This is a genomic window from Candidatus Cloacimonas sp. (assembly GCA_039680785.1).
In the GTDB taxonomy this organism is placed as follows: Bacteria; Cloacimonadota; Cloacimonadia; order Cloacimonadales; family Cloacimonadaceae; genus Cloacimonas.
This window is the reverse complement of record JBDKSF010000105.1, coordinates 1-24,395: the sequence shown is the minus strand read 5'-3', so window position 1 is coordinate 24,395 and position 24,395 is coordinate 1. Positions and strand designations below refer to the sequence as shown.

Here is a 24,395-nt window from a genome sequence, read left to right as displayed (position 1 = left end):
TCTTATGAACTTGCCAGAATTGCGTCTTAATCTATTTGAACTAATCAAGGACAGTGAATTTGCCGCTAAAAGTTATTTTGCCGGTGGTTGTGTGCGCGATTTTCTTCTCTCTTCCAATGTTGCAATTAATAGTGATGTAGATATTTGTGTGGAATTACCGGGAGGTGGAATTGCTCTTGCCCATTATTTACAGAACTTATTGCCAGCAAGCAAATTGGTAATTCATAAAAGGTTTGGGACGGCTTCCTTAAACTTTAATAACTTCCAGCTGGATTTTGTGGCTACGCGTAAAGAACAATATGTGGCAGACAATCGCTATCCCCAAATTCAATTCGGAACATTATGGGACGATGTTTTAAGAAGGGATTTTACGATCAATGCTTTACTAATGTCCATTGCCACAGGAGAAATTTTGGATTTATGCGGGAAAGGACTTTGTGACTTAAAAAATGGGCTCATCCGCACCGTGCAAAATCCAGATAAAAGTTTTACTGAAGACCCTTTACGAATGCTGAGAGCGGTGCAATTTGCCTTGCGTTTTAATTTTAACATAGAAGAAAAGACATTACAAGCATTACAGACAAACGCCAATGCTCTGCGAATCCTTTCTAAAAGCTCTATCCACAAAGAATTACACAAAATTCCCGATGCTAAAAAAGATAAAGCGAAGCAGCTAATTAACAGCTTGGGATGGGAAAAATATCTTAAAAGTGAGACCGTAAATAGCTAAACTGCAGAAATAGCAACGAAATCTGGCTATGAAAATTTTAACAGAGACCACACTTCTTTCAAGGTATCTTTTTCCAACAAGTAAAGATATAATCCATAAATCATAAAGGTCAAGAGCGCATAGATGAGAGAGAATTTGCCTAAATAAAAACATCCAAATGCTAAACCTATCAACATAGGCAGAGCGCTAATCAGATCAATGGTCACTTTTCCCAAATTCGCCTTCAATAGAATAAAGCACATATAGAAGAAAACGATATTCATAATGCCGCTCACAATACTAAACAGCAATATCGCGAAAGCAAAATTTACCTTCATTCCTACATACAAAGCAATTATCCGCAACACTAAAGTTACAATGTTCCAAAGCAGTTCCCATTGTGGCTTTCTATATATATATGGAATGCCACTGATAGGATTATGCAGCATACTGGTTCCGTAAAACAAAATTAAATATAAAACTAAAGGCAAAGCAGCGAGCCATTTATCTCCCCAGATCAGAGGAACTATATATTGCAAAACATACACATATAAAATTAACGCCGGAATGCCAATCTTGAGAGTAATGGCAGTGTAATGTCTTATGCCTGATATACTTGCTGAGGTTTCACTTTGCGCCAAAACAGGAAAAAACACTTGCGCAAAAGATGTATTGAGCATCCCTACCGGAATAGCAATAAGTTGTGAAGCAAAAAAATAAACCCCCATCATTGCTGGCTGAACCATTGTTCCCAAAAAGAGAACGGGGGCATTTGCAGAATAAGATTGCAACAAGTTTATTACTGTAACGATCCCCAAAAAATTAAAATTACTCCTAAAATAGGCACAGGAGTATTTCAGCCAACTAATGTTAAAGATCTTTTTCCCTATAGTGGAAGGTAAATGCGGAACCTTAAAACAAAGATAGATTAGTTCTCCCAAATTACCTACATAGAAAAGCACTATATATAGCCAGGCAAAACGCCAAAAATAGATAAAACCCAAGCACAGCAGAGAATAGATGATGACATTTAATGTCTCCGCTATGGCAAGGTCTTTGAATTGAAGTCGTTTTTGAGCATAAACACGCACAATTCTGCGCAGGGACTCTACAAAAATTATGCCCCCGCCATAAGTGAGAACTTTTCCCAATTCAGAACTGTGATAATATGCCCCAATCGTTTTGCCAAACACAGCTAAAACAATGGTAATTATAATGGATACAAAAAGCGCTATCTGCAATAAAGCCAAGAAGTTCACGCGTTCTTTCTGCCGCGAAATCAAAAAGAGATAATCCAATCCAAAATGGGTAAAATAGGTTAAAAGAGCCAAAATAGCCGAAAAACTGCGATATACACCAAAATCAGTTTGCGTCAACCATTTTGCCACAAAGACAAACAAGATCAAACTGATTATACGCTTTAGAACAGAAGTAGTTAGAGTCCAGCGAACTCCATTTTGGACTGTTTTTGCGTGCATTTTCCTCTTTTTTAGAAAATTTCTGTTTGCGCGGAAGAAGGAGTTAAACCTAAATGTCTGTATGCTTTAAAGGTAACTTTTCGTCCCTGCGGACTGCGTTCCAAAAAGCCCTGCTGAACCAAATAGGGTTCAAAGATTTCTTCTATGGTCCCTGAGTCCTCTCCAATGGCTGTAGCGATTGTTTTAATCCCTACCGGTCCACCATTGTAATTCTCTATGATAGTGGTTAAAATGCGTTTATCCATTTCATCCAAACCGGCATCATCCACTTGCAACATTTGTAAAGCGGCTACGGCAATATTTTGCGTAATAATTCCGTTGCCTCTAATTTGGGCATAGTCCCGTACTCTTCTAAGTAAACGATTAGCAATTCTGGGGGTTCCGCGACTGCGTCTGGCAATTTCATTCACGCCATCTTCTTCGGCTGGAATATTTAACAGTTTTGCGCTCCGCCGAATAATTTGCGCGATGGAGGATTGATCATAATAATCCAAACGCAGAACGATTCCAAATCGATCACGCAGAGGAGGAGTCAATAAACCAGCTCTGGTAGTGGCTCCAATTAAAGTAAATTGTTCCAGCGGAATTTTTAAAGTGCGAGAATTGGGACCGCTATCGAGTATGATTTCCATTTCAAAATCCTCCATAGCGGGATAGATATATTCTTCAATCACATGCGAAAGGCGATGAATTTCATCAATGAACAGGGTTTCGTGCTTCTGCAGATTAGTTAATATACCTGCCAAGTCGGAGGGTTTTTCGATGACCGGCCCACTGGAAGTAGTGATATTTACACCCAATTCGTGAGCAATAATGCCTGCCAAGGTTGTTTTTCCCAAACCGGGAGGTCCGTAAAAGAGAATATGATCAAGAGATTCACCACGCAATTTGGCAGCTTTAATGCTGATTTCCAGAAGTTCTTTGATATGCGGCTGACCAATAAAATCTTTCAGAGTTCTGGGTCGTAAAGCTCTGTCCAGTTCAATATCTTCGGTCAATTGATCGGGATCGTTTATTCTTTCCAGCATATTTATTTTTTCTTTTTTGTATAGGGTGGAATAATTACAGGTTTTTCTAACATCTTAATTAAGTTTGTGCCTTCTGGGATTGGCTGCGTCCAGGTCTTTTTCTTACCCGTTTTTTTATCCGTTAGCTCCATATAAATTATTTCTCCCGCTTTCCACTGGCTTTTAAAATTGCCCAGTTGTAAGCTGGCAATCACGGTGAAGGGAAACTTTTTTCCGTCTCCGACTTGTTTCACGGCAACGGTATGAATCGGATTTGTTTCCGTGCTTACAATTTCATCTGGGCGCGTATTTATCCATGCTCTCAGGATATATTCGTTGGCGCTTTTATCCTTTTCCCAAGTTATCAGAGGGTTATTACCATTATCAAGCGTTAATTTTTGCACATAAACCCTGGGAATAGTTATGGCTGAAAAGCTTAGGCAAAAAACAACCATAACGGCAAGAAAAATAGATCGTTTCATCATTATCTCCCTTTTCCTTATTTAATCAAGCCAGCAATCTTCATCATTTGTAAACGCCAAACCATCCAAGCTGCCTCCCACACAATTTTTCGGCTCATTTTTGAAACACCGTTTAGGCGTTCCGTAAACACAATAGGAATTTCTTTTAGGTGAAAACCTTTCACCCATGCCCTGAAATTCATCTCTATCTGAAAAGCATATCCATCGGAAAGGATCTTGTTCAGATCAATGCTTTCCAACACTTTGCGCCGGAAACATTTAAAACCACCGGTGGGATCTTTTATTGGCATTCTGGTTATCACGCGGACATATTTACTGGCAAAATAGCTTATTAACAAGCGTTTAAAGGGCCAGTGAATAATGTTTACCCCGTCACAATAGCGGCTGCCAATAACTAAATCATACTTTTGGGCTGCTTCTAACAAGCGGGGTATATCGTTTGGATTATGGGAAAAATCGGCATCCATTTCCAAAATGAAATCATAGTTGTGTTCTAAAGCAAATTTGAATCCGGCAACATAAGCGGAGCCCAAACCCATTTTTCCGGGGCGTTGCAATAAATGAATCCGCGGTTCACAGCTTTGCATAAATTTTACGCGTAAGGCAGTGCCATCCGGAGAATTATCGTCAATCACCAACACTTCGATCGTTTCATCTTGTGTCAAGACCTGTTGCAGCAGGCATTCGATATTCTCAATTTCATTGTAAGTAGGTATAATGACAAGCGTTTTCATTGTTTATCCAAATTATTTTCCAGCAATTGTGGGTCTGGAACTAAGCGTAATGTTTTGGCTGGATTTCCAACCACGATAGTTTTGGCAGGAACATCTTTAGTTACAATAGCGCCGGCAGCCACGGTTCCATTTTCATTGATAATTTTTCCGGGCAAAATTGTAGCGTTAACTCCAATCCGTGAACCATTTAGCATCGTAACACCTTTAAAATGTTGGAAGCGTTCTAAATCGCGAGCCATATAATTATCATTACTGGTTGCCACACAAGGAGCGATAAAACAATAGTCATTTATTTCGGAATAAGCGGTTATATAGCTGTTAGTTTCAAATTTATTCCGCTCGCCAATTTTTACGAAATTCTCGATGGTAACATTTCTGCCGATGATGTTCAAATCGCCAATTGAAACATTTTCGCGGATTGTTGCCAAGTCGGCAATCAGATTTTTGTTCCCGATTGAACATTGACAGTAGATAATCACATTACTGCCAATCTGGCAAAAATCACCTATTACAGCGGGAGTTAAATTTTCCGGAACCTTAAAAATACTGCGAGGAGAGGAGAGAGGTCTTTTACCGATAATGGTTCCATCATCAATTCTACAGGCATTGCCAATTTTCGTATCGGGATGAATGACGACATTATGCCCAATCAAACAGTCATCTCCAATTTGGACTCCAGCCATTATTACCACATTCTTTCCGAGCGATACATTATTGCCTATTTTAGCGGTTTCATCTATATACTGGCACATATATCCTCCCTTTCTTTCAATTAAGGTCATTTTTTTGCTTGCTAAGTTTTAAGGCAAGTAAAAAAATGGCAGTATGGAAAATTATATAACTCAATTTTGTAATTATCTGGCTTTGGAAGGGAAATCCCCCAGAACGGTCAGTGCCTACAAACTGGATTTGGAACAGTTCTTGGCTTTTGTGCAACGCTATTTTGAAAATGAGGAAGTGGATATCAAGGGGATAACCGTTCTTAATATTCGAGATTTTTTACGCTATCTGAATGAAAAACCCGATTGCAACCGTTCTCTGGCAAGAAAAAGCGCCGCTCTTAATGCCTTTTTTAAATTCTGTAAAAGAAACGGAATCATAAACACCAATCCAATGGAAAAAATAAAACGCCCCAAATATGAAGTTCCACTGCCCAAATGTTTCAGCGAAGAAGAAGTAAGAACTTTGCTTTCCATTCCGGATAGCGACAGCCCTTTTGGCATTAGAAATAAGGCAATTTTGGAAACACTGTATGCTTCCGGATTGCGAATTTCCGAATTAGCCGGCATCCGTTTACAGGACATTGATTTGAAAAGAGGGTTAGTAAGAATCACCGGAAAGGGAAATAAACAGCGCATCGTCCCTCTTGGCTCGTATGCCATTGAGGCGATTGAAAATTATTTAAAAGTCCGTCCCCATTTTATGCACGAGCACAATTCTGACATACTTTTTTTAACCAAAAGCGGCAGAGCATTTGACAATAAACAGCTGGATATTATTCTTAAACGCTATTTTGAACTGGTTGCCAAAGCTAAGGGCTATTCACCTCATTCTTTAAGACATAGTTTTGCTACTCATCTTCTGTCGCGTGGGGCAGATTTACGCTCCATTCAAGAACTTTTAGGCCATTCATTGCTCTCCACCACCGAGACCTATACCCATATTTCTTTGGAAGATATTAAGGAAGCATACCAAAAAGGACACCCAAGAAATAAGGACAATGGCGATTTATAAAGTCCGGAGGACTGTTTTTTTTGCACCCTGCTTTTGCCTAAATGAAAATTATTGCCTCCCTATTAGCTACCTACATACGCCCCATATACTTACGGAAGGTATCCGGTATCCATCCCGTATCGTCATTCGGGAAGCATTCGGGATGGACACTGCAAACATTCGGGCAGCAAGTAGGGGCAGAATGGGGAAAAAGAAATTCCTGCTAAAAACAGGATAAATTTCTGCCAAAGCAGAAAGAAAACGGCTAAATTTTGTTTTTTTAAAGCATTTCACCCGCTTTTTTGGGAAAAAAGAACCCCTGCAGACAAAAATTTTAAATTTGCACTTGACAGGATTCTGATTATAATAATATTAGCACTCAAATGAATTGACTGCTAAGATACCTAAATTAAAAATATCGATATTATGGAGGAAAACAAGATGGCAAAACAAATGCAGTATTCACATAACGCCCGCACAAGTTTAAAAAGCGGAGTTGATAAACTGGCAGATGCCGTGAAAGTTACCCTTGGACCCAAGGGTAGAAATGTTGTTTTAGATAAGAAATTTGGCTCTCCACTCATTACAAATGACGGTGTAACCATAGCCAAAGAAATTGAGCTGGAAGATGAATATGAAAATATGGGCGCACAGCTCTGTAAAGAAGTTGCGGAAAAAACACATGATACGGCGGGTGATGGAACTACCACAGCCACAATTTTAGCCCAAGCAATCATTGAAGAAGGGCTGAAACATGTAACGGCAGGCGTAAATCCGATGTATCTGAAACGCGGATTGGAAAAAGCAACCCGAGTGGTTGTGGATAAAATTAAGGAATTCAGCAAGGAAATTAAGAGCAGTGAAGAGATTGCTCAAATAGCTTCCATATCCGCTAATAACGATCATGAAATTGGTTCCCTAATTGCAGAAGCGATGGATAGCGTTGGTAGAGAAGGGATTATCAATATTGAAGAGGCAAAATCCATTGATACCGGTTTGGAAAAAGTGGAAGGTATGCAGTTTGATCGTGGTTATATCTCTCCTTATTTTGTCACCAATCCCGAAAAGATGATTTCCGAATTGGAAGAATCATTTATCCTTTTATATGACAAAAAGATTAGTGCCCTGAAAGATATGCTGCCCATTCTGCAGGAAGTTTCGCAAACTGGTCGTCCCTTGTTAATAATTGCTGAAGACATTGAAGGTGAAGCACTTGCCACATTAGTGGTAAATAAGCTGCGCGGTGTTTTGAATGTTGTGGCAGTGAAAGCGCCCGGTTTTGGTGATCGGAGAAAAGCAATGTTGGAAGATATTGCCGTGCTGACAGGCGCAACTTTAATTTCGGAAGAAATGGGTAGAAAACTGGATAGCGCTACAATGAGCGATTTAGGCCGCGCCAAAAAGATTATCGTGGATAAAGAAAATACCACTATCCGCGAAGGAGCTGGCAATCAAGAAGATGTGGAAGGCAGAATTAAACAAATTAAAGCCCAAATTGAAGAGACAACTTCCGATTATGATAAAGAAAAATTGCAAGAACGCCTTGCCAAACTTTCCAGCGGTGTTGCCGTCCTGAGAATTGGAGCCGCTACGGAAACCGAAATGAAAGAAAAGAAAGCTCGCGTTGATGATGCCTTACATGCCACCCGCGCTGCCGTGGAAGAAGGAATCGTTCCCGGCGGTGGAGTTACTTTAATTCAAGCCGCTAAAGCACTTAGACAAATGAAAAATATCAGTTATGAAGAAAAAGTGGCTGCCGAAATTATGGCGAAAGCATTGGAAAGACCTGCCTATCAAATTGCCGCCAATGCCGGAGAAGAAGGTGCCGTAGTTGTCGAAAAGCTAAAAAGTTATCGCGATATTCATATGGGCTTCAACGCAGCCAGCGGTCAGTTTGAAGATCTCTTCAAAGCTGGAATTATAGACCCAGCCAAGGTTGTTCGCTCTGCTGTGCAAAATGCTGCTTCCATAGCCAGTTTGATGTTAACTACGGAATGCATTGTCACTGATATTAAAGAACCGGAACCACCGGCTCCTATGCCCAATCCTAATATGGGTGATATGTATTAATAATCAGATATCAAAGCTAAATACAAGGACCTTTCCCCGCGGAGAGGTCCTTCTTTTTTAAGATAACTAATAGGGGAGGAAAACCAAGCTGTCCTTTTTTATATTCCCATTTTGGAAATGCTAAAACTAACATTAGCTCCTCTGACAGAAATATTTACAAGACCTATATAAATAAATTGTTGCCTCCCCTAAAACCCTGCTTGGATTTACTTTCCCTTTTGCCCATATCAAATATTTTATTGCCTCATTTATATACCCTTTTCATTATCTGGCAGGTTGCCTTCTTACTATTAAAAAAAGTATTGACCAAACTCTCAATACTTTTATAAAGGAACAAAATTAACGGTTAAGAGGTGTTATATGTTATTAGCCAGCTTTCTGGAACCCCGGAATATTTTGTTTGAGAATAAAATATTAACGAAGGAACAGGTCTATCGTTTACTGGTTGATCGTCTATTCAGTCAGTATAAAATGCCGATTAGCGCTTCTGAACTTATGGAGCTGATATTAAAAAGGGATGAGGAAATTTCCGTCGCTTATCCTTCTGGAATAGCTATCCCCCATATCAGAATGGACAATTTTAACGATACCCTGATAGCGATGGTTTTTTTGCAGAATCCCTTGGATTACAATGGCATAAAGGTCTCCTGGGTGGTGCTTATCATTACTGATAAAACGAGTTCCAAAACCTATCTAAATATTGTATCCGCCTTGCTGAAGCTATCCAAAGACGAAAAAGCAATGGCTGCTATGCAATCTGCCGGGGATGGACACAGTGTTATTCACTTTCTGAAAAAGAATGAAGTGGAAGTAAAAAAGGACATTACAATCAACGATATTATGGTGCAAAATCCAATTGCCGCTCAACCGCAATCCAGTTTGAGAGAATTAATTAATCTGATGGGAACACATAGAGTTGCGGGAATGCCTGTGGTGGATGAAACAGGTAAATATATCGGTGAAGTTAATGTTCTCAATTTGCTTAAAGTGGGAATACCAAATTATGTGATGATGCTGGAAAACCTCAGTTTCCTGGCATCTTATGAGCCATTGGAGAACTTGCTGGAAAAGCAAGATATCCTATTTGTTAAAGATATTATGACAACCGACGATGTTGTTATCAGGCCGGAAGCATCCATTATTGAAGCGGTTTTTTTATTGTTCAGCAATGATAAACGCTATCTTTCAGTAGTTCAAGATGGTAAACTTATCGGTTTAGTAACGGCTATGGATATACTAATAAAGGTTATAACGGTGTAAAAAAATGGTATTAATGATTATAGCTTTGCTGGTCTTCATTATCACTTATTTATGTATCATCACGGAGTGGGTGAATAAAATGCTTGCCGCTCTGATTGGTGGTTTCGTAATCATTGTTTTGGGCGTGGTGGATCAAACCCTGGCTTTTTCCGCAATTGACTGGAATGTAATATTTTTCCTAATTGGAATGATGCTTACTATCTCCGTAATGCGACAAACAGGAATGTTTATGTATATAGCCATTAAAACAGCCAAAATTGCCAAAGGCAGTCCGCTGAAAATAATGGCTTTAATGTTTGTGGCAACAGCCGTTATTTCTGCCATTTTAGGTAGCGTTACGACAATAATGATCTTGGTTCCCATCGTTTTACTGATTGCCGAAGAACTGAAAATAACTCCTGCTCCTTTTATCATAACGATGATTGTTGCTTCCAATATGGGTGGTGCGGCAACAATGATTGGTGATCCGCCTAATATTTTAATTGCCAGCGCCACTAAATATACTTTTATTGATTTCTTTTTGAATTTAACTCCTGCCATTGTGATAGTGATGATTGGCAGCTTGGCTTTGATTTGGGTGTTGTATAACAAAAAATTGTATGTCAGCAATGAACGCCGCGCCAAAATAATGGAATATAACGATAAGAATTTGATTACCAACCCCAAACTTTTGTGGATTACGCTTGGTGTCGTTGGTTTAATGTTGCTTGCCTTTATTTTCCAAAAACCGCTCCATTTGGAAAATGCTACGATTGCGATGGCTGCAGGTCTTATTCTGGTTTTTATCGGCAGCCGGAAAAAGGTGGAAGAAATTATTCTCAATGATGTTGATTGGATTACCATTTTCTTCTTCATTGGCTTGTTTATGATTGTGGAAGGACTGGTCCATACCGGTTTCATTGATATGCTGGCAAAGGGTGTGATGTCCGTAACTAATGGAGAACCAAAAACAACTTCTATGGTTATTTTGTGGATATCAAGCATTCTATCTGCCTGGATAGATAATATACCTTTTGTGGCAGCTATGATTCCAATGATTGAACGCATTGGCCAATTTATGGGTAGTCAAGCACAAATTAGACCTCTTTGGTGGGCTCTGTCTTTGGGAACTTGCTTAGGTGGAAATGGAACCTTGGTGGGTGCTTCTTCCAATATTGTAGCTGTCGGAATTGCCAATCGTAACGGTTATAAAATATCGTTTATGGATTATACCAAGATTGGATTGTTGTTTGCTTTGGAATCAATGCTGCTGTCATCTGTCTATATCTGGTTTAGATATTAACCAGGAAAAACGGCAGGGTGTCGTTCCCCTAACAGCCGAGTTATGCAGTTCCCGCAATCTTTTACGATAGCTTATTTGTTGTGGTTGACGGCGATATCAACCCTCCATTATTTTCGCTGGCTTATTATTCTTGTTTCTAAAACTAAATCTGCGCTATCTGCGAAATCTGCGTGAAACTAAATCTGTGTTATCTGTGTAATCTGTGAGAGCATAATACTAAGGAAGAACGGCAGGGTGCCGTTCCCCTGACAACCAAATTATGCAGTTCCCGCAATCTTTTACGATAGCTTTTTTGTTGTGGTTGACGAGGATATCAACCCTCCTGTATTTTGGGACGGGTTAAAACCCGTCACTGAAATCTGTCGTCCCGATGGGACTAAGTTATTTGGTTTTTTGTTTCGCCGGGTTAAAACCCGTCGTTAATATGTATCGTTCCTAACGGAACTAACTTAAAATAGATAACTTCTGAATCCTGATATCCTGGTTTCTAAAACTAAATCTGCGTGAAACTAAATCTTTGGTAGCTAATTATAAAAAATCCCTTAAATCCCAAAAATCCTGTTCATCCCAGACCTATTATCATCTTAAATCTGCGCTATCTGCGCAATCTGCGTGAAACTAAATCTGTGCAATCTGTGTAATCTGTGAGAGCATAATACCCAGCAAAAACAACATCCTCGTCATATCACTATCCACCTAACTTTTCATTTTTGGCTAACTTGCCGTAACCAAAACATAGGTTTCCAATGAATGACGAGGATGTTAACCTTTACAATATTATTGTTGTGAGAGCTTTTTATAGGTCTCGTATCTTTCCGTGAAAAATACAGCTGCTTCTTTATTTAATTCTACGGCGCGTTCTGGAAAGATGTTTTTTAAGCCCGCATAGCGATTTTCAGAATCCAAAAACTCCTGCACCGAAACCGTGGGCTCTTTACTATCCAGAGTCAGAGGATTTTTCCCTTCCAATTTGTTAAGTGGATTATAGCGATAAAGTAACCAGTAACCTGCGTCCACAGCCAATTTTTCATGTTTTTGGCTCAAGCTCATATCAAAGCCATGATTGATACAAGGCGCATACGCAATTACGATTGAAGGTCCCGGATATGCTTCTGCTTCTTTAATTGCTTGCAGCGCTTGATTTTTATTAGCACCCATGGCAATGGAAGCAACATAAATATAGCCATAACTCATCATCATCATTCCCAGGTCTTTTTTATTGGTATTTTTGCCTGCTTCGGCAAAACGAGCAATAGAGCCAATGGGAGTTGATTTACTTGCCTGTCCTCCAGTATTGGAATAGACCTCGGTATCCATTACAAAGATATTGAGATTCTGATTTAGAGCCAAAGTATGGTCTAAGCCACCAAAACCGATATCATAAGCCCAACCGTCTCCTCCGATTGCCCAAATTGATTTCTCAATGAGGTAATCCTGTAATTCCTGCACTTTCTTTAGCAAGATTTTACAGCCCTCGCAGGCGGTTTCCATAGCTTTTGGTAATAGAGTTTTAATTTTTGCGGCATTGGCTTTTGCCGGCTCATCCACTTTATCCCAATTGTCCAAAGCATATTTTAGCGCTGCTTTCAGTTCTTCATTTATATTCCTATCCTGCAATTCCAGCATTGCTTTTTGTAAAAGTTTGCGGTGCGAACGAATTGCCAAACGCATTCCAAAACCGTATTCCGCATTATCTTCAAACAAACTGTTTGCCCAGGCAGGACCTTTACCATCTTTATTTTTGCAATAAGGAACGGTAGGAAAAGTTCCACCCCAAATACTGGAACAACCAGTGGCGTTGGCAATAATCATTCTATCCCCAAATAGCTGAGTTAAAAGCTTAATATAAGGTGTTTCTCCACAACCGGCACAGGCACCGGAGAATTCCAAAAGGGGCTGTTTAAACTGACTGCCTTTAACGGTTGTGTCTTTAAAGTTGCCCAAAACATCATTGGGTAGGGTCTCAAAATACTCGTAATTGGTTTGTTCACCTTTATCGCGTTCATCTTCAATCGGGCTCATTACTAATGCGCTTTTGGGACATTCGTTTACGCAGACCTTGCAGCTTTGGCAATCATCAATATAAACTTGAACCTTATATTCATAACCGGGTGCACCCGTTGCTTTTAAAGTGTTAAAGCTGGCGGGTTTATTAGTTAGGTCATCTTCCTTAACTAACTTAGCCCTAATCGCTGAATGTGGACAGACAAATGAGCACTGATTACATTGAATGCAATTTTCCGGTAACCAATGTGGAACTGAAGGAGCCACTCTTCTTTTTTCCAGTTTGGCGGTTCCTGTCTCAATATAGCCATCCAAAGGCATTTGGCTAACTTTAACTTGGTCGCCCTGTTCACGCATAATGGGCTCAATTACATTTTGGATAAAGTCATCGGCATTATCAGGAACTAATTTCAACAGGGGCATATAGTTATCTGGCAAAGTTTGTGGAACTTCAATTTCTACTAATGCTTCGTTAACTTTATCCACAGCATCCAAATTCATCTGAACTACATTTTCACCTTTGCGGGCATAGGTTTTTTTGATGGATTCTTTGATGAGCGTGATGGCTTCCTGGCGTTCCAAAACACCGGAAATCAAGAAGAAAGCGGTTTGCATAGTAGTGTTTATCCTTCTGCCCAAGCCAACTTCTTCCGCTATTTTTAAGCCGTCTATATTGTAGAACTTAATCTTTTTGTTAATGATGGTTTCCTGCATCGGACGCGTTAAATGATAAAAGACCTCTTCTCTGCACCAGTTTGAGTTTAGCAAGAAGACACCATTTTCTTTTATCTCACCCAGCAAATCGAATCTTCCGATATATGCTTGATTATGGCAGGCGACAAAATCCTCTTGAGCTACCAAATATTGACTGTGAATGGGAGTTTTGCCAAAACGCAAATGGCTGCGCGTTAAGCCACCACTTTTTTTGCTGTCATATTGAAAATAGCCCTGCACATACATATCAGTATGATCACCAATAATTTTAATGCTGTTTTTATTGGCTCCAACCGTTCCATCAGATCCTAAACCCCAGAATTTGCAGGAAATTGTTCCCGCGGGAACAGTATTGATAACTTCATCTATCGGTAAAGAAAGATGAGACACATCGTCGTCTATGCCTACCGTGAAACCGTGAAAGCCATTTTGCGCCAAATGTTTATAAACCGCAAGCACCATTGAAGGAGTAAATTCTTTGCTGGATAAACCATACCTTCCACCGATAATATAAGTATTAGAACGGTTTTTCAGAGCCGAAACTACATCCAAATAAAGCGGTTCGCCAATGGAACCGGGTTCCTTGGTTCTATCTAAAACAGCTATTCTTTTCACGCTTTCCGGAATAGCGGCTTTAAGACCTTCCACAGAGAAAGGACGGTATAAATGCACTTTCACCAGTCCCAATTTCGTTCCGCGCTTTTCATTCAGCCATTCAAGCGTTTCCTGAATGGTTTCACAACTGCTTCCCATTGCCACAATTATATCTTCCGCTTCGGGATCGCCCACATATTCAAAAAGATGGTAATTGCGGCCAATTTTGTCAGCCACCTGTTTCATTGTTTCTGCAATAGTGGCAGGTGCCTTGGCATAATGTAAATTGCTGGTTTCTCTTCCCTGAAAATAAACATCGGGTGCTTCCTGACCAACTTTCATTCTGGGCTTATCCGGATTCAAAGCATTTTTCCTAAATGCCTCTACCAAAGTGGGATCATTCAATTCTGCCATCGTTTCATAATCAATCACTTCGATTTTTTGCAGTTCGTGGCTGGTTCTGAACCCATCAAAAAAAACCACAAAAGGAATCCGGGTTTTCATCGTAGCCAATTGTGCCACTAAACCCAAATCCATAACTTCCTGAACGCTGTTGCAAGCAAGAAGAGCAAAACCCGTATTGCGCGCGCTCATTACATCGCTGTGATCTCCAAAAATAGATAAAGATTGCGCTGCCAAAGACCTTGCCGATACATAAAAAACTGTGGGTAACATCTCACCGGCAATTTTATGCATATTGGGCAACATCAACATCAAACCCTGCGATGCAGTAAATGTTGTAGTTACAGCACCGGCAGAAAGTGAACCATGCACTGCACCTGCAGCTCCAGCTTCACTTTGCATTTCAATAACATCTAATTTGGTTCCGTTAATATTTTTTCTGCCTTCGGAAGCCCAAGCATCAACCAGTTCACCCATTGTAGAAGAAGGTGTAATTGGATATATGGCAGCTACTTCTGCAAAAGCATACGCAGTATGAGCTGCCGCAGTATTACCATCCATCGTGGCTTTAATTTGTTTTGCCATTGGATAACTCCTTATATTTCATATTAATACAATATCTTTCATTTTTTGGCATAAGAATTGAACAAGGGTATTTCGTCAACCTAAATTGTGCAAGCAGTTGGGTGGTAAAGGTTGGATTTTTTGTATTTCGTCAACCTAAATCGTGCAAACGGTTGGGTGGTCAAGGTTGGTTTTTTGTATTTCGTCAACCTCAATCGTGCAAACGGTTAGGTGGTAAAGGTTGGTCTTTTTTGTAAAAAGTACCTTCCCTATATTATCCTTTCCAATCAGCTGCATATTTATCAACCAAAATTGGAGGAAGGACAGAAATGGTCTTGTCGGCAATCAAGAATCTGATATTCTTTTCTTTTCCCTTCTTTGCTAAATGGCATTTATAATCTCTGGTAGGGTGGTTCTTATACCCTTTACTATCGAAACTGTGTTCATTACAAAAGTTTGTATGCAAAGTAGCCAGATCATCCTGATGTGAATCTGCTTCAACTAAACACATATTATACTTTGAGTGGTCGAAAGTATAATATGAATTTCCATATTATACTTTAAGTGGTCTAAAATATAATATGGGATTCCTTATAAATTTGTTGCACAAATCCAATTGGCTTTCCCGTTTCTCTTTTACGCCTACCTTTGAGAAACTACCATCTCTTTTATCTTCTTTATTCAATGCAATGAATTGCATAGCTTTGTAACAACAAAACCAAGTATTGTGCAATTCTAAACACCTTTATATCCGGTTGGATTACTGCCTTCAAACTTATTATGTAAACTCCAAACTGATAAGGCAAATCTGGTTAATAAAGTTGAAATCATACTGACATCTTGGGTTCCCATCATTATCCCGAACAATGGGAATGGACATTCTTTTGGGAATTAAAACATACTTTTGTTTCGCTGATTTTTCTTCTCTGAATGTGTTGATCAGTTTATCCGCTATTTCTGCTGATTGCCGACAAACATAATCCTCACTGGAAAAGCAGGAAAAATCGGTGTTAATCAAGACGGCTTCAAAAAGTGAATTGACCGCGGAAGGGATCAGATCGCAGAGTTCTTTGATCTTCGTTTTGGGCACTTTCATCGTCTTTAAAATAGCAGAATAGATACTGATGGGCGTCCAAGATTCATACTCAGTAAAGGGCATTAAGTTAAAGTCCGAAAGTTGCTTGCGAAGATGCTCCAATACATCGTTTAACTTGTTATCCATCAAAGAAACCGTTATATGCTTGCTATTGGGTTCGGATTTGATCTTCATAGAAGTTGAATAATTGCGTAGCGCATCCACCACTCTTTGAACCGATAAATCACCATCACAAATAGGTATATAGCCATCTGTAACATTAATTTTATTGGCTATTTCCAAAGAGTTTTTGCTCAGCTGGCGAGGAAAATCAAAGAGCGATTTCATTTCCTTAGAAGTTTTGAAGTAATACTCATTGCAAGCAAAGCGTTTAGCATCTGGATGGCTGAAATCGATTCCTTTCCTGATGCAATTCAAAGCATCGATAGAAATGGAATCCTTGCGTTCCAAATAGTGGCAATCATTAGTGAGCACCATAGGTATATTTGTTTCATAAGCCAGATTCATAAGTTTATACATAGCAAGCGCTTCGGAAGGTAAATTATGGTTTTGGATTTCGTAATAGTAATCTTCACCAAAGACCTCATAATACCAATCTGAGACCTGCCTGGCTTCCGCTTCTTTGCCTTCCAACAATAAAGTGCAAAGCTCTCCCACCACACTGAAAGAAAGACAAATCAAATTCTGCGCATTGTCTTTTAACTGGCTTTTTGTAATTCTGGGAGCATTCGGATCATTTATATAAGCCAAAGTGACCAGACGGCAGAGATTATCATATCCAGAGCCATTCTTAGCCAGCAGAATCACTGAAAAAACTCTTTCGTCACCTTCATCATTCCAAACTGCCATCTCCAAACCGATTATCGGTTTGATGCCTGCTTTAATGCACTGATGCCATAAACGGGATGCTCCAGCCAAACTATTTCGATCCGTGATAGCGACAGCCGGCATTTTATTCTGCAATGCTTTTTGCACCAACTCAACAATAAAGCAAGCACCATCCAGCCAGCTGTATTCACTGTGAATATGTAAATGAACAAAACTCATCAATCCTCCTTAATCGACACTCGAATTGATCAACATATCCTTGCATCCAATCTGGCAATAATTTCCCTTGCTTCAGTTGCAACAGCTTCACATTCGGAAGTACTTAGCATGCTTTCCAACCTATGCTTGATCTGAGTGATCCTCTGATCATCCTCTTTAGCACAGTATTCTGAGGCCACAATTGCCCACAACAGACCCTGCTTGTAGTTTCTCATATAAATTGCATAGATTCTGGACAACTCTAACATCGCCTTAAAATGACCATTATTTGATGCTTCTAAAAAATATTTTTCTGAATAGTAAAAATTTGGTTCAGGCAGATTTGAATAAGCCAAGCCGAGATTGAATTGCGCTTCCTTGTTCCCTTGATCGGCAGCAAGTGTCAGATACTCAATTCCTATTTTAGTATTTGCCTCAACAATCCGACCTTGAAGATAGTATGTCCCAAGTTCATATTGCGCAAGGTTTAATCCCTGATCTGAAGCTTTTTGAAGTAATTCCAGACCTTTTGAAAAATCTTGTGCTATGTGCTGCCCATCGATCATTATCTCCCCCAGGACATACTGAGCCAGAGCCACACCCTGATCTGCTGATTTGCCATACCATTCAATGGCTTTCTCCATATTCTTCTGAGTCCCCAATCCATTGGCATAGGCGAATGCGACATTGTATTGAGCCAGCGCATGACCTTGTTTGGCAGCTCGGAAATACCACTCAAATGCTTTTGTGTAATCTTGCTCCAGTCCATCGCCATTATAGTAAGCGTCACCTAATTGGTTCTGCGCGTCTGCATTGCCTTCCTCAGCCGCAGCGATCAGAACATCAATATTATTTCTCATTAAGGAATCTCTACTATTTACACGTAATTCCTAAACTCTTTCGCATCTTGTTTATCTCGATACCGTATCATCAGCGTGCGAAGACCCTCATGGTTTTTATTCCTGTTAAACCAATCTTGGTACCATGTGTAAGGATATGTTTGACCTGATAGAAGAGCATCGAAAGCTGCTTTGAATTGGGGAAATTTTTTCTCTAATTGATGGCAAATTGCCTCTGTATAGTATTGTGCTAAGCCCTCAATAATATATTTATTCCATAAGCGGGGTTGAATAAGCAATTGTCCTCGGTAACCGTTGATATCATAACCAGCCATTGTGTAAGCATGGGCTAGTTCATGAGTTAGAACTACAAAAGCCAAATCTTCCGCTTCAACTTTTAATAGAATTGAATAATATGCAATAACCTGTGCGAAGAGCTTGATCATGTGTTCGTGATAAGAAAAAACCCCCAGGATATCAGAGATACCGAAATCTCCATCATCAGAAAGTAACACTTCTTTTCGAATAGCCGCTAATTGGGCTTCGGCACTATCACCAGGTTTTCTATTATCGAACTCTATACTTTGCTCAAATACAGCCATGGTTCCGATTCTTCCAAGGATAAAACTCCATACTTCGTACTGATCATCAGTTCCTAACCCTATCTCAATTAATTCTGTAGGAAAAACAACTATGTTTTCCTTTCCTTTTCTCTTAATTGGTGTTTGATCAGAGTTGTTATTAAAAAGATACTGATATCTTGGGTCTTTTGAAATCCTAAGCCCGGTCAGATCTTTTAACCTTGATTCGATTAGACCAATCCAATTATCTCTGCATTTAAATACAGCTTGGACTCTTTTTTTGAAATCGTCGTTACTCATTTCATGCTCCTTTTTAGGGCTTGTTGTGAATACTCAGAGAGACGATTGTTTCGCCTGTAGCTTTCTCAACTATTTTATCTACATTCTGCTTTCCGTGAAAGTAACAAAATAGGATATCACCTTTTTTGAAGGGTTTCCAAGGATTTTCTTCGTAGTACTCCCTGGATGCCAGGATTATCTTTTTTACATTTCTTTTAAGCTTGAACTCATCAAGAAAGAGCTTTTCCTTGATCTCTTTTTCGATATCGCCTAATAGCGGAATCAGCATTGATTCATAGTCATTTATCTGCTGAATGACATTTGGTAATCTCTTTTTTGAGCCCCCTGTTTTCAGTTCAATGATGTAAGGATTGTGCTCAGCATCATAGCCGAACAGATCGATGCACTTGCCCCTTGGTTTGCCTGATTGTAATGGTACTTCGTAACCAATGAGCCGCACATCAACATGTAATTTTTGGGAGTACATGAGTTTGACTGCACCCACCATATACAGATCGTTTCTTAAACGTGCTTTGCTTCTTGCTCTGGGTCTTACTACTCCATGCATGGTTAATAACCTGAATTCTTTTTTTCTCGGTGTCATAATGATCTCCTTTAGTTTATATTTATCGAGTATTTCTGTCTCAGTGCCTCGACATTCATCTGAATATCTTTATTATTGATGGAAGCCCATTGCTCCCATAATTCATTGCAACTCATATAGTGAAAATTGACATCCGTGGTTTGGGACACTAAATTCGAAAAATCCTTTAATTCTACTTCCTGCTTGTAAAAAGGATGAAAATCCATCCAGCCCACATTATCCGGAACGGTTTGAATCATTTCGCCATTGATCTGTTTAATCATCAAGGCAGCTTCCACCATTTTCCGATTTAGCGTTCTTTCAGGTTTCATACACCTCCTAAAACCCAATACTTTTGGTTAAAATATTTGCCCATCGTGGTTCCAAAGCAAAGATTCTTTAACTCTTAAAAATAATGGTAAAAAAATGCGTTATATCTGTCAACAAAAATATTTCATCAGTTTTCGCTTGCAAGTTATCCATTTACAACCTGTCATCCACCCCATCTTCACTCATCCTAAACGATGAGTGGAGGAGGAGTGGAGCAGGAGAGGAGGACGGGTTGTTAGCAAGAAAATTGCAGTATCATTTTATGTTTCAACCAGATAGCATACCATTAAAATTAATCCTCTTCAGCATAGACCGCTTTTGGGCATCATTTTCATTGACAACTACCAATGGACATAGAATATAAGATAAGGAAAAGGTAAAGATAAATGAAGAAAATATTAATGACAGCCATAAACAGCAGCTTGTATTGGTTACATCTTGTCAATCCCAGCCAAGTTTTCTTTCCTAAATAGCTATTATGTTCCAACTCCTTAGCGTGTAGAATTAAGCTCTATAGGATTTTTCAGGTTTTCTCTTATCATTCCCCATAACTCTAAAAGAAACAATTTCCCACACAGCATAAATTGCTAAAATATAAATATATACATCCATAACAGTTCGGTAGCGCGCTAATCCTGCTCCCAAAATGGAATGTTGAACAGTGTTGATAAACATAACAGCAAACATAAATAAAATATCCATCGCTCTTTTTTTCCAGCCCAAAATTATGGCATAAACAGCAAAAGGGAGAAAAATTGTAAATTGCAGCAGGACTATAAAGTTATATCGCAACCCCCATTTTTCCTGATATTTAAAACCGGAGCCAATCATAAAATCCCGATAAGAAAAGGGTTGCCAGAAACTAATCGTATTATACCATAAGCGTTTGCCCCAATTATATTTATAGGGTATAATGCCATTTTTATATGCTCTGCGGATACTTTTTTCAGTTACGGTATCCGCATTGGCAACATCGTAGCCCTTAATGACTGAATCCACTTCTGCTTTGTTCAGATTGGCAGAAAGGTCTAAAATCGCTTTAGCGGGTTCATCATAACCAAATATTTTATCCGTAATCATTGCCGTCCGCGGAGAAAGAATTACTATTCTATTGTAGCGTTTATAGTTACGAATCATCCAAGGCGTATATAACAAGGAGCAGACAACAATAAACAACAAAATTGCCTTGGCAAATTGAGAACGGTATGCCTTTGCGCGAAAAATAACAATTATCATTACCAAGCAAAGAACACTGATAAATAAATACCTTTCATCCAAATGCGAAAAAGCGGAACAAAGGACAGCCAGCCAAAAAACATCCCTAAGCTTGCGTTTTTCCAACAACCGTTGAATAAGCACAACTGTTAAAAGCAAAAAAAGGGTTATAATCGGCTCTTTTAAAACCCTGCCACTAAAATCCAGACGGTTATAATAGATAATCCATAAAAAAGGAGGAAGAAAAGCATATTTTCCTGGTAAAAGCCGTTTGCCGACATAATACATAACGATTACAATTAAAGCATTTAGCAAAGCATTCAGAAAAACGATGCTTTGTAAATGATTATAACCGACAATGTTATAATAAACAGCCAGAAGCATTGGAAATAAAGGTGGAACTTCATCAATATGATACTGTTCGCTTTCCTGCTTGCCTAAATCCTCTTGCAGAAAAATACCGTTGAAAATAGCTTTGGAATAACTTATATAATCCCAGTCATCAACCCAAACGGCAGAAGAATGAATATCCGCATTGTGCAAATATCTATACCCAAAAAACAAGGTCACGATGATGCAGAGAACTACCATAAGAATTAATATAGAATTATTATTAACCCTTTTCAAGCGTAAAATAAATTCTTTCATTTACCTAAACCGATAGCCACTATTCCCAAAACGATTAAGGCAGTTCCTCCGATGCGGGTCCAGTAAATATGTTCCTTCAGAATAACGGCTGCCAAAATTGCTCCAAACACATAAGCAAAGGAAATCATAGGATAGATATAGGATAATTCAAATTTACTTAATAGATACAACCAAAAAACGGTGGCAATAATATAAAGAAACGCACCCGCCAGAAATAAGGGACTAAATACATAAAGAACTGCAGTTTTCAAGCTGGCAATATGAACATCCCCTTTTAAAGACAATTTCCAGCAGATTTGTCCCATAGCCAACATTGCGGAACAGAAGATACTTAGTAAAATGGCTTTCATAATTTATTCTTCCTTATTAACGAGATTTGTTCCGTTATCAGACCAAGTAAAAAAAGTAAGACCCCCATCAACATCATAAAAGCAGAACCACTGGTGATTCCTTTATCCAATAATATCATCCGAATACCCCATAAAAATCCAGCGACAAAAAATAATGCCGCTAAAGGCAGAAAAATCCGTAACGGACTGAACATCACGATGATATTGATGATTTCCATCAGGGTTTCAAACGCAGTTTTTAGATGTGTCTTACTCTTTCCCGTTGTGCGCGGTAAAATAGTTATTGGTTCTTCCAATACAAAATGCTTGTAATTGATAAAAATTAAAGTAAATGTATCGCTAAAGGACATACCATCCGGACATTGATGAATAACTTGTTGAGCTAATTCAGTTTGGAAAATACGCATTCCAGTATTCAGATCATAAATTTTCACTGGCATCATCAGTTTGGCAAAAGTCCGAATTATCCATTTACCGAAGCCCTTGAAGGCAGTTACGGATTTTTGCCCTTTACGCGAACCCATAACCATATCCGCATCTTCCAAAATTATTCTCCGGTATAATTTATCCATATCTTCCAAAGTATGCTGTCCATCGGCATCAATAGTCAGACAAAGGTCTGTTTTTGCTTCTTTTATGCCTGTTTTAATGGCTGCACCATAGCCCTTGTTTACTTTGTGACGAATAATTTGAATATTTTCCCTTTCGCTATAATCCTCCAAGAGTTTGGCTGTGAAATCTGTAGAACAGTCATTCACAATTATTAATTTCCAACTGCGCTTTTGGCAAAAATCCGCTAACTTAGGAAAAAATAATGGAATACTGCCTTCTTCATTATAGGTAGGGACTATAACAGTGACCGATTTATCCATTGATACCTCAAATAATTCTTATGTTTACTTAATCTACTTAAGAATAAAATCTGTCAAGCACAAATGTTCATTTGCAGATTCAACTTTTAGATTGACAACCCAGCTTAGGCATAAATTCTGCAAAAAAGGAAACGATAAATGAAAAAAATATTAATGACAGCCATAAACAGCAGCTGGAGTCAATCCAATCTGGCTTTATACTATTTACGGGAAGTGATTGCCGATCTACCATATAGGGTATGTATGCAGGAATGGACTTTAAAAGATCAATTGCTGGATGTGCTTTCTGGAATTTATGTTCAAAATGCTGATGTAATATGCTTTTCTGCCTATATCTGGAATCGTCTTTATCTGCAGGAATTAATTCCTGAGCTGGTAAAACTTTTGCCGGAAGCAGTCATCGTAATAGGTGGCCCGGAAGCGGGAAATCTCACTTTTCTGCAAAGGGATAGATTTTACTTTATCCAGGGAGCTGGCGAAGGTAAATTTCGCTACCTGGCAGAAAACAATTTTTGCTTAAAAGAGGCAGAATTAGCCCAGGCAAAGCATATTCCCCTGAAAGACATTCCTTTTCCCTATAGACAAAGTGACGCTGAATTGCTAAAAGGCAAATTGCTTTACTACGAGACATTTAGGGGCTGTCCTTATGCTTGCGTCTATTGTCTTTCAGCCAAAGATAAACGCTTTGAACTTCGCTATCATCCTGAAAATCAAAAAGATATGCAATGCCTAAAGAAAGAACTGGAAGCCCTAATTGCTTTAGAGCCAAGAACCATCAAATTCGTTGACCGCAGTTTCAATATTAACAAAAAGTTAGCACATTATATCTGGCAATTTTTCAGCGAGCAAAATTGCCCTTGCGATGTTCATTTTGAAATCTATCCCGATTTGATTGAAGAAGAGGATATCGCCCTTTTGGAAAAAGCGCCGGAAAATAGAATCCGTTTGGAAATCGGCATTCAAACAATTAATGCTGAAATTGCAGCACAAAGTGGCAGAAAATCAAATTGGGAAAAAGCAAAATGGGTTTTAAGAGAACTGAAAACAAGAACTAAACTACGCGTTCATACTGACTTGCTTGCCGGTTTGCCAGGAGAAAATTATCCCTCCATAATAAATGGTTTGAATGAGGTCTGTGCCACTCTTCCGGATGAAGTTCAGCTGGGCATCCTAAAAATATTGCCAGATACACCTATGCAAGAAATGGCTAACACATTAAACTATAAATGGTTACATCAGCCACCCTACCAATGTCTATCTTCCAATGCCCTCTCTTTTACAGAAATGCGTCAATTGGAGAACTTTGCCAAACTTTTAAATTTGTATTGGAACAAAGGAGAACACCAAAAAGAGTGGCAAGAAATGTTGCAAAATCGTTCGGCTGCCGAAATTTTAACGGCTCTTCAGCAAAAACATAAAGAGCTGGGCTATGAACTACATTCCTTATCCAAAGCCAAAAGAGATGCTGTGATGGCAGAAATTGTGTAGCCGGAGCTCGCTGAAGCGCCGCAAAAAAGTGGAAAAGTGGAAAGGTGGAAAAGTGAAACCCAGTGATAATTTTGG

22 protein-coding genes are annotated in these 24,395 nt (G+C 39.1%); 7 read left to right on the top strand and 15 right to left on the bottom strand.

Features of this window, described 5'->3' with window-relative positions; all coding sequences use genetic code 11:
- Positions 1-730 (top strand): tRNA nucleotidyltransferase (locus ABFC98_07770; GenBank protein ID MEN6445924.1); only part of this gene is annotated, 730 nt, incomplete at its 5' end.
- Between the two features lie 26 nt (positions 731-756).
- On the opposite strand, the gene ABFC98_07765 is transcribed toward ABFC98_07770, so the two are convergent.
- Genes ABFC98_07765 through ABFC98_07745 form a run of 5 tightly spaced genes read right to left on the bottom strand, consistent with a single transcriptional unit; the run spans position 757 to position 5,162 of the window.
- Positions 757-2,187 (bottom strand): oligosaccharide flippase family protein, encoded by a 1,431-nt coding sequence (locus tag ABFC98_07765; protein MEN6445923.1) that lies wholly within the window; start codon positions 2,185-2,187, stop codon positions 757-759.
- 11 nt (positions 2,188-2,198) lie between these two features.
- Complete coding sequence (gene ruvB, locus ABFC98_07760; protein ID MEN6445922.1) at positions 2,199-3,215, bottom strand: Holliday junction branch migration DNA helicase RuvB; 1,017 nt, start codon at positions 3,213-3,215, stop codon at positions 2,199-2,201.
- 2 nt (positions 3,216-3,217) lie between these two features.
- On the bottom strand, positions 3,218-3,676 hold the full coding sequence (locus ABFC98_07755) for a hypothetical protein (protein ID MEN6445921.1): 459 nt from the start codon (positions 3,674-3,676) through the stop codon (positions 3,218-3,220).
- A 17-nt stretch (positions 3,677-3,693) separates the two neighbouring features.
- The gene (locus ABFC98_07750; protein ID MEN6445920.1) at positions 3,694-4,410 is read right to left on the bottom strand and encodes a polyprenol monophosphomannose synthase; all 717 of its coding nucleotides are present in this window, start codon (positions 4,408-4,410) and stop codon (positions 3,694-3,696) included.
- Positions 4,407-5,162: a DapH/DapD/GlmU-related protein gene (locus tag ABFC98_07745; GenBank protein MEN6445919.1), complete on the bottom strand. Its 756-nt coding sequence runs from the start codon at positions 5,160-5,162 to the stop codon at positions 4,407-4,409. The genes ABFC98_07750 and ABFC98_07745 overlap by 4 nt, the downstream gene beginning before the upstream one ends.
- Before the next feature lie 73 nt (positions 5,163-5,235).
- On the opposite strand from ABFC98_07745, the gene xerA reads away from it, so the two are divergent.
- From xerA to ABFC98_07725, 4 genes are all read left to right on the top strand, one after another.
- Complete coding sequence (gene xerA, locus ABFC98_07740) at positions 5,236-6,144, top strand: site-specific tyrosine recombinase/integron integrase (protein ID MEN6445918.1); 909 nt, start codon at positions 5,236-5,238, stop codon at positions 6,142-6,144.
- Between the two features lie 420 nt (positions 6,145-6,564).
- Entirely contained in the window at positions 6,565-8,193 is a 1,629-nt protein-coding gene (gene groL, locus ABFC98_07735) for a chaperonin GroEL (GenBank protein ID MEN6445917.1), read from the top strand.
- A 360-nt stretch (positions 8,194-8,553) separates the two neighbouring features.
- Positions 8,554-9,453: a PTS sugar transporter subunit IIA gene (locus tag ABFC98_07730; protein MEN6445916.1), complete on the top strand. Its 900-nt coding sequence runs from the start codon at positions 8,554-8,556 to the stop codon at positions 9,451-9,453.
- A 4-nt stretch (positions 9,454-9,457) separates the two neighbouring features.
- Complete coding sequence (locus ABFC98_07725) at positions 9,458-10,735, top strand: ArsB/NhaD family transporter (protein MEN6445915.1); 1,278 nt, start codon at positions 9,458-9,460, stop codon at positions 10,733-10,735.
- Positions 10,736-11,512: 777 nt separating this feature from the next.
- On the opposite strand, the gene nifJ is transcribed toward ABFC98_07725, so the two are convergent.
- The 7 genes from nifJ to ABFC98_07690 all read right to left on the bottom strand — a co-directional run bounded on the left by nifJ (position 11,513) and on the right by ABFC98_07690 (position 19,749).
- Positions 11,513-15,034: a pyruvate:ferredoxin (flavodoxin) oxidoreductase gene (nifJ, locus tag ABFC98_07720; protein ID MEN6445914.1), complete on the bottom strand. Its 3,522-nt coding sequence runs from the start codon at positions 15,032-15,034 to the stop codon at positions 11,513-11,515.
- Between the two features lie 253 nt (positions 15,035-15,287).
- Complete coding sequence (locus ABFC98_07715; GenBank protein ID MEN6445913.1) at positions 15,288-15,524, bottom strand: hypothetical protein; 237 nt, start codon at positions 15,522-15,524, stop codon at positions 15,288-15,290.
- Positions 15,525-15,791: 267 nt separating this feature from the next.
- Positions 15,792-17,156, bottom strand: coding sequence for a PHP domain-containing protein (locus tag ABFC98_07710; GenBank protein MEN6445912.1), 1,365 nt, complete (start codon positions 17,154-17,156; stop codon positions 15,792-15,794).
- Positions 17,157-17,185: 29 nt separating this feature from the next.
- Complete coding sequence (locus tag ABFC98_07705; GenBank protein MEN6445911.1) at positions 17,186-17,995, bottom strand: tetratricopeptide repeat protein; 810 nt, start codon at positions 17,993-17,995, stop codon at positions 17,186-17,188.
- Between the two features lie 17 nt (positions 17,996-18,012).
- Positions 18,013-18,855, bottom strand: a complete 843-nt coding sequence (locus tag ABFC98_07700) for a hypothetical protein (protein ID MEN6445910.1) — start codon at positions 18,853-18,855, stop codon at positions 18,013-18,015.
- A gap of 13 nt (positions 18,856-18,868) precedes the next feature.
- Positions 18,869-19,438, bottom strand: a complete 570-nt coding sequence (locus ABFC98_07695) for a hypothetical protein (GenBank protein ID MEN6445909.1) — start codon at positions 19,436-19,438, stop codon at positions 18,869-18,871.
- Between the two features lie 11 nt (positions 19,439-19,449).
- Positions 19,450-19,749, bottom strand: coding sequence for a hypothetical protein (locus ABFC98_07690; protein MEN6445908.1), 300 nt, complete (start codon positions 19,747-19,749; stop codon positions 19,450-19,452).
- A gap of 230 nt (positions 19,750-19,979) precedes the next feature.
- On the opposite strand from ABFC98_07690, the gene ABFC98_07685 reads away from it, so the two are divergent.
- The gene (locus ABFC98_07685; protein ID MEN6445907.1) at positions 19,980-20,111 is read left to right on the top strand and encodes a hypothetical protein; all 132 of its coding nucleotides are present in this window, start codon (positions 19,980-19,982) and stop codon (positions 20,109-20,111) included.
- Positions 20,112-20,251: 140 nt separating this feature from the next.
- On the opposite strand, the gene ABFC98_07680 is transcribed toward ABFC98_07685, so the two are convergent.
- From ABFC98_07680 to ABFC98_07670, 3 genes are read right to left on the bottom strand one after another with little or no spacing between them, the layout of a single operon-like run.
- The gene (locus tag ABFC98_07680) at positions 20,252-21,610 is read right to left on the bottom strand and encodes a glycosyltransferase family 39 protein (protein MEN6445906.1); all 1,359 of its coding nucleotides are present in this window, start codon (positions 21,608-21,610) and stop codon (positions 20,252-20,254) included.
- Positions 21,607-21,960: an EamA family transporter gene (locus ABFC98_07675; GenBank protein ID MEN6445905.1), complete on the bottom strand. Its 354-nt coding sequence runs from the start codon at positions 21,958-21,960 to the stop codon at positions 21,607-21,609. Before ABFC98_07675 ends, ABFC98_07680 begins: the two co-directional genes overlap by 4 nt.
- Complete coding sequence (locus tag ABFC98_07670) at positions 21,957-22,832, bottom strand: glycosyltransferase family 2 protein (protein MEN6445904.1); 876 nt, start codon at positions 22,830-22,832, stop codon at positions 21,957-21,959. Before ABFC98_07670 ends, ABFC98_07675 begins: the two co-directional genes overlap by 4 nt.
- A gap of 138 nt (positions 22,833-22,970) precedes the next feature.
- Between ABFC98_07670 and ABFC98_07665 the strand changes: the two genes are divergently transcribed.
- Positions 22,971-24,320: a B12-binding domain-containing radical SAM protein gene (locus tag ABFC98_07665; GenBank protein ID MEN6445903.1), complete on the top strand. Its 1,350-nt coding sequence runs from the start codon at positions 22,971-22,973 to the stop codon at positions 24,318-24,320.
- The last annotated feature ends 75 nt before the right edge of the window (positions 24,321-24,395 follow it).

What these genes read in the sequence shown, in the direction of transcription:
- ABFC98_07765 (MEN6445923.1), bottom strand. Translation starts at nt 2,187, where the DNA reads ATGCACGCAAAAACAGTCCAAAATGGAGTTCGCTGGACTCTAACTACT.
- ruvB (MEN6445922.1), bottom strand. Translation starts at nt 3,215, where the DNA reads ATGCTGGAAAGAATAAACGATCCCGATCAATTGACCGAAGATATTGAA.
- ABFC98_07755 (MEN6445921.1), bottom strand. Translation starts at nt 3,676, where the DNA reads ATGAAACGATCTATTTTTCTTGCCGTTATGGTTGTTTTTTGCCTAAGC.
- ABFC98_07750 (MEN6445920.1), bottom strand. Translation starts at nt 4,410, where the DNA reads ATGAAAACGCTTGTCATTATACCTACTTACAATGAAATTGAGAATATC.
- ABFC98_07745 (MEN6445919.1), bottom strand. Translation starts at nt 5,162, where the DNA reads ATGTGCCAGTATATAGATGAAACCGCTAAAATAGGCAATAATGTATCG.
- xerA (MEN6445918.1), top strand. Translation starts at nt 5,236, where the DNA reads ATGGAAAATTATATAACTCAATTTTGTAATTATCTGGCTTTGGAAGGG.
- groL (MEN6445917.1), top strand. Translation starts at nt 6,565, where the DNA reads ATGGCAAAACAAATGCAGTATTCACATAACGCCCGCACAAGTTTAAAA.
- ABFC98_07730 (MEN6445916.1), top strand. Translation starts at nt 8,554, where the DNA reads ATGTTATTAGCCAGCTTTCTGGAACCCCGGAATATTTTGTTTGAGAAT.
- ABFC98_07725 (MEN6445915.1), top strand. Translation starts at nt 9,458, where the DNA reads ATGGTATTAATGATTATAGCTTTGCTGGTCTTCATTATCACTTATTTA.
- nifJ (MEN6445914.1), bottom strand. Translation starts at nt 15,034, where the DNA reads ATGGCAAAACAAATTAAAGCCACGATGGATGGTAATACTGCGGCAGCT.
- ABFC98_07715 (MEN6445913.1), bottom strand. Translation starts at nt 15,524, where the DNA reads ATGTGTTTAGTTGAAGCAGATTCACATCAGGATGATCTGGCTACTTTG.
- ABFC98_07710 (MEN6445912.1), bottom strand. Translation starts at nt 17,156, where the DNA reads ATGAGTTTTGTTCATTTACATATTCACAGTGAATACAGCTGGCTGGAT.
- ABFC98_07705 (MEN6445911.1), bottom strand. Translation starts at nt 17,995, where the DNA reads ATGAGAAATAATATTGATGTTCTGATCGCTGCGGCTGAGGAAGGCAAT.
- ABFC98_07700 (MEN6445910.1), bottom strand. Translation starts at nt 18,855, where the DNA reads ATGAGTAACGACGATTTCAAAAAAAGAGTCCAAGCTGTATTTAAATGC.
- ABFC98_07695 (MEN6445909.1), bottom strand. Translation starts at nt 19,438, where the DNA reads ATGACACCGAGAAAAAAAGAATTCAGGTTATTAACCATGCATGGAGTA.
- ABFC98_07690 (MEN6445908.1), bottom strand. Translation starts at nt 19,749, where the DNA reads ATGAAACCTGAAAGAACGCTAAATCGGAAAATGGTGGAAGCTGCCTTG.
- ABFC98_07680 (MEN6445906.1), bottom strand. Translation starts at nt 21,610, where the DNA reads ATGAAAGAATTTATTTTACGCTTGAAAAGGGTTAATAATAATTCTATA.
- ABFC98_07675 (MEN6445905.1), bottom strand. Translation starts at nt 21,960, where the DNA reads ATGAAAGCCATTTTACTAAGTATCTTCTGTTCCGCAATGTTGGCTATG.
- ABFC98_07670 (MEN6445904.1), bottom strand. Translation starts at nt 22,832, where the DNA reads ATGGATAAATCGGTCACTGTTATAGTCCCTACCTATAATGAAGAAGGC.
- ABFC98_07665 (MEN6445903.1), top strand. Translation starts at nt 22,971, where the DNA reads ATGAAAAAAATATTAATGACAGCCATAAACAGCAGCTGGAGTCAATCC.